This window comes from Psychroflexus sp. ALD_RP9, assembly GCF_017311165.1.
GTDB lineage: Bacteria > Bacteroidota > Bacteroidia > Flavobacteriales > Flavobacteriaceae > Psychroflexus.
In genome coordinates, this window is sequence record NZ_CP062973.1 from 780852 (window position 1) to 793440 (window position 12589).

9 protein-coding genes and 1 tRNA gene are annotated in these 12589 nt (G+C 33.9%); 6 read left to right on the forward strand and 4 right to left on the reverse strand.

Annotation, left to right across the window (positions count from 1 at the left end):
* The first annotated feature begins 68 nt into the window (after nucleotides 1-68).
* Nucleotides 69-1337, forward strand: a complete 1269-nt coding sequence (locus tag IMZ30_RS03740) for an SO_0444 family Cu/Zn efflux transporter (protein WP_207039199.1) — start codon at nucleotides 69-71, stop codon at nucleotides 1335-1337.
* A 227-nt stretch (nucleotides 1338-1564) separates the two neighbouring features.
* On the opposite strand, the gene IMZ30_RS03745 is transcribed toward IMZ30_RS03740, so the two are convergent.
* A tRNA-Leu gene (locus tag IMZ30_RS03745) sits at nucleotides 1565-1646 on the reverse strand.
* Between the two features lie 102 nt (nucleotides 1647-1748).
* On the opposite strand from IMZ30_RS03745, the gene IMZ30_RS03750 reads away from it, so the two are divergent.
* Together IMZ30_RS03750 and IMZ30_RS03755 are read left to right on the forward strand one after the other, a co-directional pair.
* The gene (locus tag IMZ30_RS03750; RefSeq protein ID WP_207039200.1) at nucleotides 1749-3143 is read left to right on the forward strand and encodes a dipeptidase; all 1395 of its coding nucleotides are present in this window, start codon (nucleotides 1749-1751) and stop codon (nucleotides 3141-3143) included.
* 131 nt (nucleotides 3144-3274) lie between these two features.
* Nucleotides 3275-3616 (forward strand): hypothetical protein, encoded by a 342-nt coding sequence (locus IMZ30_RS03755; RefSeq protein WP_207039201.1) that lies wholly within the window; start codon nucleotides 3275-3277, stop codon nucleotides 3614-3616.
* Nucleotides 3617-3793: 177 nt separating this feature from the next.
* Here the strand turns inward: IMZ30_RS03755 and dnaE are convergent, their stop codons facing one another.
* The 3 genes from dnaE to IMZ30_RS03770 form a co-directional block, all read right to left on the reverse strand.
* Entirely contained in the window at nucleotides 3794-8143 is a 4350-nt protein-coding gene (dnaE, locus tag IMZ30_RS03760) for a DNA polymerase III subunit alpha (RefSeq protein ID WP_207039202.1), read from the reverse strand.
* A gap of 54 nt (nucleotides 8144-8197) precedes the next feature.
* Entirely contained in the window at nucleotides 8198-9217 is a 1020-nt protein-coding gene (locus IMZ30_RS03765) for a pirin family protein (RefSeq protein ID WP_207039203.1), read from the reverse strand.
* 548 nt (nucleotides 9218-9765) lie between these two features.
* Nucleotides 9766-10566, reverse strand: a complete 801-nt coding sequence (locus IMZ30_RS03770) for a DUF6252 family protein (protein WP_207039204.1) — start codon at nucleotides 10564-10566, stop codon at nucleotides 9766-9768.
* Between the two features lie 129 nt (nucleotides 10567-10695).
* Between IMZ30_RS03770 and IMZ30_RS03775 the strand changes: the two genes are divergently transcribed.
* Genes IMZ30_RS03775 through IMZ30_RS03785 form a run of 3 tightly spaced genes read left to right on the forward strand, consistent with a single transcriptional unit; the run spans nucleotide 10696 to nucleotide 12519 of the window.
* Nucleotides 10696-11259, forward strand: a complete 564-nt coding sequence (locus IMZ30_RS03775) for a 30S ribosomal protein S16 (protein ID WP_207039205.1) — start codon at nucleotides 10696-10698, stop codon at nucleotides 11257-11259.
* Nucleotides 11260-11273: 14 nt separating this feature from the next.
* Nucleotides 11274-11801 carry a ribosome maturation factor RimM gene (gene rimM / locus IMZ30_RS03780; protein WP_207039206.1) on the forward strand — a complete coding sequence of 176 codons (528 nt, stop codon included), beginning with the start codon at nucleotides 11274-11276 and terminating at the stop codon, nucleotides 11799-11801.
* 1 nt (nucleotide 11802) lies between these two features.
* On the forward strand, nucleotides 11803-12519 hold the full coding sequence (locus tag IMZ30_RS03785) for a tRNA1(Val) (adenine(37)-N6)-methyltransferase (RefSeq protein WP_207039207.1): 717 nt from the start codon (nucleotides 11803-11805) through the stop codon (nucleotides 12517-12519).
* Nucleotides 12520-12589 lie beyond the last annotated feature (70 nt).

Consider the following 12589-nt stretch of genomic DNA (forward strand, 5'->3'; position numbering starts at 1 on the left):
GAAGAAACTTGCATAAAATTGGTAACATATATTACATAGAACTATTCTAAATTAAGTAATTTTGTAATATGAATTTTATAAACAATTATTTTTCGGCGCTTTGGGATTTAACCATTGAAATGGCACCATATCTATTGCTAGGTTTTTTAATAGCAGGTCTTTTAAATGGCGTATTTACAAAAAATTGGCTACAGCGTAAATTAGGTAAACCAGGTTTTGCCTCTTCTATAAAAGCTGCTTTATTTGGAATTCCATTACCGCTTTGTTCTTGTGGCGTTATCCCTACAGGTGTATCATTTCACAAAAATGGAGCTTCAAAAGGCGCAACAACATCATTTTTAATTTCTACACCACAAACCGGTGTTGATAGCATTTTAATTACTTACGCTTTAATGGGTTGGGCTTACGCAATTATTCGACCAGTCATTGCATTTGTTACTGGTGTTTTTGGCGGATTTATAGCTGATAATTATGTCTTGAGCGAACAAATTAATGCACCTAAGTGTGATGATAATTCATGTAGCTCATGCGAGGTTGAAGATTCAGCCTCAAAAAAACAAACTTGGTTTAACCGTATTTTCAGATATGCCTTCGTTACATTTTTACAAGATATTTCACGCTATTTGGTATTAGGCTTAGCTTTAGCCGCACTGATAACCGTAGCTGTACCCGATAGTTTATTTACCGAGTATGTTGATCAAGCCTGGTTAAACATGCTTATTGTTTTAATAGCAAGTGTTCCGCTTTATGTCTGTGCTACAGCAAGTGTCCCGATTGCGGCTGCATTATTATTAAAAGGCATTTCACCAGGAGCTGCGATTGTTTTTTTAATGGCTGGACCAGCAACAAATATTGCCACCTTTACCGTATTGTGGAATACTATCGGAAAAAAAACAACCTTAGTCTATTTAAGCTCTATTATTGGTGGTGCTTTATTCTTTGGTTTCTTAATAGACTACACCTTGCCAGAGACACTTTACAATTATTTTTTGCCCATCACAACGATCACAGAACAGCATCAACATATCCTGCCACATTGGTTAATGATTGGTAGCGGGATTATACTTATTTACTTGATTATCCAAGCCGAAGTTATTCGGTATATACCACAAAAACAAAACTCAAAAACAACAGATATGACGACTTATAAAATTAAAGGGATGACTTGTAACCACTGTGTTGCAAATGTCGAAAAAAATTTAGGTAGCTTAGAGCAAGTCACTGAAGTAAATGTTAATTTAGATAAGGGTACAGCCCAAGTTGAAGGTCAAGCAACTGAAGATCAAATAAAATCTACTATTGAAAGCATTGGCTACCAATTTGAAGGTAAGTTATAGGTTTTTTTAATAGTATATCACCAAAAAAATCTATATCAATCTTTACAGTTTCTAATAACTAGGCACAAATTATAATTTTAGGATATTGAATAACATATTATACTAAAATATTTAATGAGTTAAAAACCTTTGTTTAATCACACCTTTGCATAAATAATTGATTTAAAGATATAGTAAACAAAAAAGCTAAACAATTAATTAACAACTGTTTAGCTTTTTTTTTAAAGTGCGGATGAAAGGAGTCGAACCTTCACGCCTCGCGGCACTAGATCCTAAGTCTAGCGTGTCTACCAATTCCACCACATCCGCGGACATTTAAATTGGAGTGCAAATATAAACAATAATCTAAATTTTCAAACATTAGTTCCTTAATTATTTTTAAATTGTAACTCTTAAAAAATAATCATTGTTATGGATCCGAAATCATACATTAACTCACATAAAGATCGTTTTATAAATGAACTGGTTGAACTATTAAAACTACCTTCAATCAGTGCAGATTCTAATTATAAAAAAGATACCATAAAGACTGCTAAAGCTGTTGAAACAGCCTTGAGTCAAGCTGGCTGTGATTCTGTCGAAATCTGTGAAACACCAGGATTACCTATTGTTTATGGTGAAAAAATAATCGACAAAAATTTACCAACCGTTTTAGTTTATGGTCATTATGATGTGCAACCGCCAGACCCTTTAGATTTATGGGACAGCCCACCATTTAAACCTGTTATAAAACCAACGAAAATTCATCCTGAAGGCGCTATTTTCGCTCGTGGTGCTTGTGACGATAAAGGCCAAATGTTTATGCATGTTAAAGCCTTAGAATATATGACTAAAACCGAGAACTTACCTTGTAATATAAAGTTTATGATTGAAGGTGAAGAAGAAGTTGGCAGCGTCAGTTTAGAGTGGTTTTTAGAGCGCAATCAAGAAAAACTTAAAAATGATGTCATCCTTATTTCAGACACGGGCATGATTAGCAAAGAAGCACCATCAATCACAACAGGCTTAAGAGGTTTAAGTTACCTTGAAGTTGAAGTCACCAGCCCAAATAGAGATTTACATTCTGGCTTGTATGGCGGGACAGTAGCTAACCCAATTAACATCTTAAGTCAAATGATTGCTTCTCTTCAAGATGAAAATAATCACATCACTATACCCGGATTTTACGATAAAGTTGAAAATTTATCCCAATCCGAACGTCAAAAAATGAGCGAAGCGCCATTTGACTTAGAAGAATACAAAGCGCATATTGATATTAAAGATATACACGGAGAAAAAGGCTACTCAACACTAGAACGTGGTTCAATTAGACCAACTCTTGATGTCAATGGCATTTGGGGAGGATACATTGGCGAGGGTGCAAAAACAGTAATTCCTAGTAAAGCATTTGCTAAAATTTCAATGCGATTAGTTCCAAATCAAGATTGGGAAGAAATCACACAACTTTTTAAAACTCATTTTGAAAAGATAGCGCCAAAAAGTGTAACTGTGAAAGTAAAACCGCATCATGGTGGTCAAGCCTATGTCACTCCAATAGATGGCATCGAATATCAAGCTGCAGACCAGGCTATCCAAGACGTTTTTGGCAAACCGGCTATACCTCAACGTAGTGGTGGCAGCATCCCAATTGTTTCTTTGTTTGAAGGTTATCTTAAATCTAAAACAATTTTACTAGGCTTTGGGCTAAATTCTGATGCAATCCATTCGCCTAATGAGCATTTTGGAGTTTGGAATTTTTTAAAAGGAATTGAAACCATTCCATTTTTTTATAATCATTTCACCCAATTGAAACAAGCCGAAAAATAATTTATATGCGTTTAAAGAGGTATTTCCTCTAAATAATAAAAAAACTTATCAAAAAACTCTATAAAACATGTTGTCTGTAATATAAATGATAAAATTAATAATTTTAAATCCATAATCTTAAAATAACACTTATGAAAAATATCATTTTAATGCTGTTTTTGTTGATCAACTTTGTAAGTCTTGCACAAAATGAAATTGAAGAAACAACTCTTGTTGAACCGAATTTCTCATCAGAATCTGTTACAATTAATGACAGTTCTGATATTATGATTTTTAAAGGTAAGGTTAGTTTTAAATCTGATTTAATGAATTTAACTAGAGCTGAGAAAATAGTGTATAATAAAAAAACAAATAGACTTGTAGCCTACGGTGTGAATGAGTTTACTTTTGATGGTAAAGTTCAAATCTCAAGAAATAATAAAAATAAAATTCTGAAATATACGATTGGCGAAAGAACTGCATACGTGGAATAAAACACTACGCACAGCACCGGATAAATGCAATTACTGGTGATTCGACTACAAGCGAATCAACCCCTATTTGCTCACTTAGGTTTTATAATTGAAATTCACTACTTTTAATACGTAATAACCGTGGTTATATAAATACGGTCAGGATGAAGTTTCCTGACCATGTTTTAATTGATATATTTAGTTGAGTTTGTAACTTAAATTAAAATCTTGAAGTGACAGGAGTAATTCTTTAGAAATTTCTACTTTTTTAGTTTTGCTTGGCATTTGTAATTCAATTTTATCTTGATGATCTCTAATTTTAAATTTCACATGCTTCGAGCCTTTGTGCTGGCTAATTACTTGTTCTAGCTGTTTTACGAAATCATCATTTAATTCTTTTATATCTAAAGTTAGCGTAAGTTTAGTTGCAAACTCTTTAACGACATCTTGTAGCTGTTTAAATGCTTTAAAGGTAATACGTGTTCGACCTGGCTCACCAGTCTCTTTGTTGATAAATTGTCTTGCCGTTGTTTTAACATGAACAAAATTATCTAACACTAAAAAATGTCTAAACTTTAAATAGTCTTCACCAAAAATCCAAAACTCATGGCTTTCATAATAGTCTTCTAAAATAAAAGTTGCAAAACCTTTACCATTTTTACTCACACGATGTTGAACATCTGTGACTACACCAGCAAAGAGTAATTCCTTATTAAGGTAGTTTTCAATAGAATTAAAACATCTAATATCCGTATTACAAAAATGTTTTATTTCAAGTTTAAAATCATCAAGCGGATGACCAGACAAAAATAAACCAATAACTTCTTTTTCAGCTTTAAGCGTTTTCATAGTGTGCCAAGGATCACAAGGCGGCACTTCAGGTTCAGGAATTTGAACTTCACTAGCCTCTCCAAATAAACTTACTTGAGCAGAATTTTGATTTTCTTGAAATTTAGAAGCATACTTGAGCACTTTCTCCAAAAAGTTAAGATCGCTTTCTGTTTGATGAAAATACTGTGCCCTATGAACTTCACCCAAGCTATCGAAAGCACCGGCTAAAGCTAAACTCTCAAAAGCCTTTTTATTAGCAGCGCGTAAATCTATGCGTTTAGCAAGATCAAAAATAGATTTGTAATTACCATCTTTTTTTCTATGTTTTACAATTGTATCAACAGCTCCACCACCAACACCTTTTACAGCACCCATTCCAAATCGAATGGCATTATTTTTATTAACTGAAAACTTGTAATAAGATTCGTTTACATCCGGACCTAATACATCTAGTCCCATTCGCCGACATTCTTCCATAAAAAAGGTAACTTTTTTAATATCATTCATGTTGTTAGATAAAACAGCAGCCATATATTCGGCTGGATAATGTGCTTTAAGGTAAGCCGTTTGATAAGCTACAAATGCGTAACAAGTTGAGTGCGATTTATTGAAAGCGTAACTTGCAAATGCTTCCCAATCTTTCCATATTTTCTCTAACTTTTCTTCAGGATGGCCATTATCTTTAGCTTGGTTAATAAATTTTGGTTTCAATTTAGCTAGTACATCCTTTAACTTTTTACCCATAGCTTTACGCAAAACATCAGCTTCACCTTTAGTAAAGTTAGCTAGCTTTTGAGAAAGTAACATCACTTGCTCTTGATAAACAGTAATTCCGTAGGTTTCTTCAAGATATTCTTGCATGTCAGGTAAATCATACGAAATCTCTTCACCACCATGTTTACGCTTAATAAAACTAGGAATATATTCCATCGGTCCAGGTCTGTACAAGGCATTCATAGCGATTAGATCTTCAAAAACTGTTGGCTTAAGATCTTTCATATGTTTTTGCATGCCAGGTGATTCATACTGAAAAATCCCTACAGTTTCTCCTCGTTGAAAAAGTTCGTAAGTTTTTTGATCATCTAATGGAAAAGATTCAGGATCGAGTTCTACACCATGACGTGCTTTTACAATTTCAACTGTATCTTTAATTAAAGTCAAGGTTTTGAGACCTAAGAAGTCCATTTTAAGTAAACCAGCATCTTCAACAACTGAATTATCGAATTGCGTCACGTATAAGTCTGAATCTTTTGCTAAAGAAACAGGAACAAACTTTGTGATATCATCAGGTGTAATAATTACGCCACATGCATGAATACCTGTATTTCTAACTGAGCCCTCTAATATTCTTGCTTGATTCACGGTATCGGCTTCTGGCGAATCTTGCTCTGATATACCTAAAAGTTCTTGCACTTTTACAAGGTCTTCAGCTCTAAATTTTTCTTTAAGTTCTTTATCAGTTTTACCAAAAATTTTACTCAACTTAGACATGTCGGGTACTAACTTCGCTATGCGATCGGCTTCGTATAGTGGTAAATCTAGTGCTCGAGCTGTATCGCGAATAGCAGATTTAGCTGCCATTGTACCATAAGTTATAATTTGTGCCACCTGATTTTCGCCATATTTATCAATCACATACTGCATAACTTTGCTTCGACCTTCATCATCAAAATCAATATCAATATCAGGCATACTTACACGTTCAGGATTCAAAAAACGCTCAAACAGTAAATCATATTTAATTGGATCTATGTTGGTGATTTTTAAGCAGTAGGCTACTGCACTACCTGCTGCTGAACCTCGTCCTGGCCCAACTGAAACTCCCATTTTTCTTGCTTCACGAATAAAATCTTCAACAATTAAAAAGTATCCTGGATATCCTGTATTAGCGATTACCGAAAGTTCAAAATCTAAACGCTCTTTAATAGATTCTGATAATTCTCCGTAACGTTCTTTAGCACCTTCATAGGTTAAATGCTTAAGGTAAGCGTTTTCGCCACGTTTACCATTATCAGATAGATCTTTAGCATCTTGAAACTCTTCTGGTATAGTAAATGCTGGTAGCAAAACGTCTCTAGCAAGATCATAAGCTTCAACTTTATCGGCTATTTCTTCTGTATTAGTAATGGCTTCTGGCAAATCCTTAAATAAAGATTTCATTTCATCAGCCGACTTAAAATAGTATTCATTATTAGGTAACCCATAACGGTAACCTCGACCACGACCGATAGGTGTAGATTGCTTTTCTCCATCTTTTACACAAAGTAAAATATCGTGTGCGTTGGCGTCTTGCTGATTGATATAATAAGTATTATTAGTCGCCAACAACTTTACATTATGCTTATTAGCCATTGCAATTAAAGTGTTATTGGCACGATCTTCATCTTCTTGTTGATGACGCATCAGCTCGATATAAAAATCATCTTTAAAAGTCTCTTTCCACCATATTAAGGCTTCTTCAGCTTGTTTTTCACCAAGATTTAAAATTTTACTTGGTACTTCACCATACATATTTCCTGTTAGGGCGATAATGTCTTCCTTATATTGCTCAATTAAAGTCTTATCTATTCTTGGCACATAATAAAAGCCTTTTGTAAAACCAATAGAAGATAATTTTGCAAGATTATGATAACCGTTTTTATTTTTTGCTAGTAAGACAATTTGATAGCCATTATCTTTTCGAGATTTATCGGTGTGATCTTCACAAACAAAAAATTCGCATCCGATAATAGGTTTAAGCGGTACAAGGTCACTATCTTCAGTGATAGATTTATTATGCTTTTTAATGGCATTTACAAAATGAAATGCACCCATCATATTGGCATGATCTGTTAAGGCAACAGCTGGCATGCGATGTTTTGCAGCAGCAGCAACTAAATCTGCTACAGAACTGGTAGATTGTAACACTGAAAATTGGCTGTGATTATGAAGATGAACAAAATGATTAGCTTCTAGTTCTGCTAAGTTTTGTTGAATTTCTTCTTTTGTAGGTTGTGTTTCAGTTGAAGTTTCTCTAGCTTTTAATTTATCAGAAGCTTGTTTTAAATTAACATGCTTTAAACCTATTGGTTGAATTGGAGAAGAATGTTTTGCCTTAAATTCGTCTAAATAACCAGGCTGAACTTTTAACTCTTCTTCAGTGTAGTTATGAATTCTAATTAACTCTAAAAAACACCGAGTTGTTGCTTCTACATCGGCGGTAGCGTTGTGAGCTTCTTCAAATGGTTGATTAAATAGATGTTCGTGTAATTCTGTTAAAGTTGGTAGCTTATATTTTCCTCCACGACCTCCAGGAATTTGACATAATTTTGCTGTTTTTTCAGTACAAGTGTCCAAAACGGACATATTGAGCAATGGTGTTTCAAGTTGAGCTCTAAAAAACTCAGCTCCCATGATATTTACATCAAAACCGACATTTTGCCCGACTACAAATTTTGCCTTTGCAAGGGCTTCATTAAAACGCTCTAATACTAAATTAAGTTCTTCTCCTTCAGTTTTTGCTAGTGCTGTAGAAATACCATGAATACGCTCTGCATCATAAGGAATATCAAAACCTTCAGGTTGAATTAAATAATCTTCTGCTTCAATTAATTCACCCCATTGATCATGAACTTGCCAGGCAATTTGTATGGCTCTTGGCCAATTTTCAACATCGCTAATAGGTGCATCCCAACGCTTTGGAAGACCTGTAGTTTCGGTATCAAAAATGATGTACATAGTAAAAGTATTAAAATGGGTTTAGCAAAGAAACTAAAAGCTTAGCCTTCAAATTTATGATTTTTCTTCGGTTGAGCCATCAGGATATTTAGCAAATCGCCTCGGATTAAGACCATGAGTAAATTCGGCTTCTGGCCAAGGCCATCCACCAAATTGTGTTTGTTGATAATTATTGATGATTGTATTGATTTCTTGTGGTGAATTTGCTACAAATGGTCCACGTTGAACAACAGGCTCATTAATCGGTTTGGCTTGTAGAAACAAAAATTCTGCTGTTTTAGAATTAACTGTAATCTTAGGGCTTTTAAGTGGTGAGAGCTCTAATGAATGACCTGATGAAATCGACTTATTTTCAATGCTAATAGAGTCGCCTTTGTAAAAAAACAATTGTCTATTAAGCTTTGATGTGTTTGCTTTTGGTATTACAAATTCTGCTCCGGCTTGTAATGTTATTCGCCAAATTTGAACCTCGTTTTCAGGGTTTGCTGCCCATGAATTCGGTGTAGGTGATAAAGCTTTGGTGTTATTATATTGTCCAGCAATTATTTTTAGCTGACCAACTGTTTGCTGGTTTTGTTGTATAGAAATCACGGGGATTTCTTCATTCCATAGCATTTTGTAATGTGGATTAACCTGTTTTGAAGCTTTTGGTAGATTGAGCCAAAGTTGAAATAGCACTAATGGATTAGGCTTGTTTTGATGTATTAATGGAAACATTTCAGAATGCAAAACACCTTTACCTGCAGTCATCCATTGCACATCACCATGACCAAAACGTCCGCAGGAACCCAATGAATCTGTATGGTCGGCAAAACCTTCTTCAACCAAAGTAATGGTTTCAAAACCAGCATGTGGATGGTAGGGAAATCCTGGTGCTTTTTGGCCATGATACATCCTAAAACCATCTTTCTTAGTAAAATCGTTACCTAATATTCTGTTTTTTAAATATTTATGATCTGGTCCTAAATTAGCGTTTCCTTGCGGAAAATCATCTTGATGGTAAGCGCAAAAAATAAAAGGGTTTATCGTTTCCCAATGAAAACCGAGTGGTTTTATAGCTTTAACTGTTTCCATAGCTTTAGTAATTAAATTGAATCTAAAATACAGTTATTATCGCTATTCGGTAAAACAATTAAGCAGTTGTTATGATTTAGTTATAGACTAGATGATGAGCAATTTGCTTTAAGTTGATGTTTTAACTGATTAATTTGACTAACCGATAAATTTGAAAGGTATAATTTTAATTGATGGTTTTTGTAGAACAGATACGAAAATAGCCGATGAAAAGTTTTAAAATGTAGTTGAGCAGTTGATTTCAACTGTAATGATAAATTTCGTTCATCAATCTTAAAGTCTATTATATCGCTTAAATTAATTGATGATTTTAGAACTCTGTAGTCGATAAATTCATTTTCAGTAAGCGAAATTATCTTAAACCTTAATGCAATAAGCCTTAATAAAGTTAATCCTAATAAGACATTTATTACTAAGATAAGTACTCCTATTATTTGAAAAAATAAAAATTCGCTATTTAGATTGACTAACGCCACTATTAACAGACCTAAAAAAGACAGAATCAGTCCTATAAAACGCTTCTTCTGATAATAAATCTGCATTTTTTCCTACAAATTCACTGAAAACTCACCTGAAGAAACTTCAATTCCTGTAGTTGTTGTAAACTCAAATGAACCTGAGATCGATGTATCTGTAATCTCTGTAATCGTTAAGCTTCCAGACTGAGCAAACTCGACAGTCTCACTTTCAGAATAACCTAATTGAATGTTGTCTTCTATTGAAACATCATAATTACCTGCCTCAAGTGTATTTGGAAAGACAATGGTAATAACAGCATTATCAACCGAGCCAAAAACTGTAAATACACCACTATTTTCTTCAATATTAACTACAGTAGACTGAAAAGCAGTTGCATTAACATTTGCATTTAAAAATTCATCAGGGTTTGTAGGATCAGTAGGGTCATCAATTTCTGCATCTAGAAGAGGTACATTAAAAAAAGAGCCGCTTCTAATAAAAACTTCGTCGCCTTCAGCATTTTTTAAGTTAAAGAAAAACGTACCATCAAAGCCATTTTCATCAACTTGAGTAATGGTAATTTCACCAACAACATCGTCGTGATTACTAGTGTAAACAACACCATTTACATTCTCATAACTAGCCGTGTTTAAACCGTTTGGTGTTACAGTATAAGTACCAAGATTCATAGATTCTGTTCTAAAACTAATCACTTCAGTCGATGAACTTCTTATAGAAAATAATCCATTTTCATCTACTGAAGCTGTTGCTGAAACTGCCTTATAAAAATCGTTATTAACTAAGCCTTGAACAGTTGCCTCATCTTTAATAATATCATCTGAACAACTGCCAAGAATCAATGCTAAAAAAGCTAGAAAGTAAATCCTCATTATCTTAAAATTTTGTAAACAAATGTAAAATAAAAATTCTAAAAATATAATTGATTGTGTATCAAAAATAAAACTTATCTTTGCGCCTTATTAATAACTAAGGTCGAGAACCTTAAAATTTAATCTTATATGCCAACTAAAATTAGATTACAGAGACACGGTAGAAAAGGAAAGCCATTTTATTGGATTGTTGCTACTGATAGTCGTGAGAAAAGAGATGGTAAATTTTTAGAAAAACTAGGAATTTACAATCCAACTACTCAACCAGCTATTATCGAACTTGATGTTGATAATGCTGTTAAATGGCTGCGTAATGGTGCACAACCAACTGACACAGCAAAACGTATTTTATCTTACAAAGGTGCATTACTAAAAAAACATTTGCTTGCAGGTGTTGACAAAGGTGCTTTAACTGAAGAAGAAGCCAACAAAAAATTTGAGGCTTGGTTAGAAGAGAAAAACGCATCTATTGAAAGCGCTTCTGAGAAAACTCAGAAAGCAAAAGAAGAAGCTAAGCAAAAAGCATTAGACGCCGAAAGAGAAGTAAATGCTAAGCGTGAAGCTGAAGCAAAAGCCGCTGAAGATGAAGCTAAAGCTGCAGAAGAGGCTGCCAAAGCAGAAGCCGATGATGCAACTGAAGAAACTAATGAAGCAGAATCTGCTGAAGAAGAATCTAAGGAAGAAAAAGCTTAAAAAGCACTTTAACGATGACAAAAGATGAATGTTTTTATCTTGGTACTATCGTTAGTAAATTTAGTTTTAAAGGCGAAGTCCAAATCAAATTAGATACAGACGAGCCTGAAACTTACAAAAATTTGGAATCAGTTTTGGTTGAAATCAACCAAAAACTGGTTCCTTTTTTTATTTTACAATCTAACTTACAACGCAGCAATTTACTTCGCGTTAAGTTTGAAGATGTTGATGATGAAGCTGATGCGCTCGAATTATTAAAAAAAGATGTTTACCTGCCACTCACAGAATTACCGGAACTTGATGACGATCAATTTTATTATCACGAAGTCACAAATTATAAAGTGTTTGACAAACACTATGGCGAGTTTGGTAAAATAAAATCTGTAGACAGTACATCGCCCCAAGCTTTATTTATCATCTATAAAGACAACACCGAAATTTTGGTCCCAGTAAACGATGTATTTATTGAAAAAATTGATAAAGCTAATCAAGAAATTCATTTTAACTTACCTGACGGTCTACTTGATCTCTACTTAAAGTAACGTGTCAAAACCATTTCATTTTAAGCAATTTAGCATCACGCAAGCCAATACCGCCATGAAAATTGGCACAGACGGTGTTTTATTAGGTGCTTGGGCAAGCATTAAGCATCAGCCCAACAGCATTTTAGACATTGGCGCCGGCACCGGAATAATTAGCCTTCAACTCGCACAACGCAGCTCTGCACAACTCATAGATGCTATAGAAATTGATCATAACGCCTATGAAGATTGCGTTACTAATTTCGAAAATAGTATTTGGAATGACCGACTATTTTGTTACCACGCTAGCTTACAAGAATTTGTTGATGAAATAGATGAATCTTACGATTTAATTATTTCTAATCCTCCATTTTTTGAACCACAAAACAGCATAAAGTCTAGTGCAAGAACAAATGCAAGATTTACAAACAGTTTAAATTATAAAGAATTACTTCAAAGCGTTAGACAATTACTCAACCAAAACGGAAAGTTTTGCGTGATTATTCCATATCAAAATGAAGCAAAATTCTTAGACATTGCCCAAAGTGTTGAATTATTTCCTACTGAAATTTTGCACGTTAAAGGCCACAAAGAAGCTCCAATTAAAAGAAGTTTGATTTGCCTAGAACACAAATTAAGAACATCAGTTGAAGTTACCGAACTCACAATTGAAATTGAGCGGCATCAATACACTAATGAGTATTTCAACTTAGTTAAAGACTTTTATCTTAAACTTTAAAACTTCTATAATTACAATTTTGAGCACCTTAATATTGGTATTGCTTAATTGTTTTTCAATTTCATAGCCT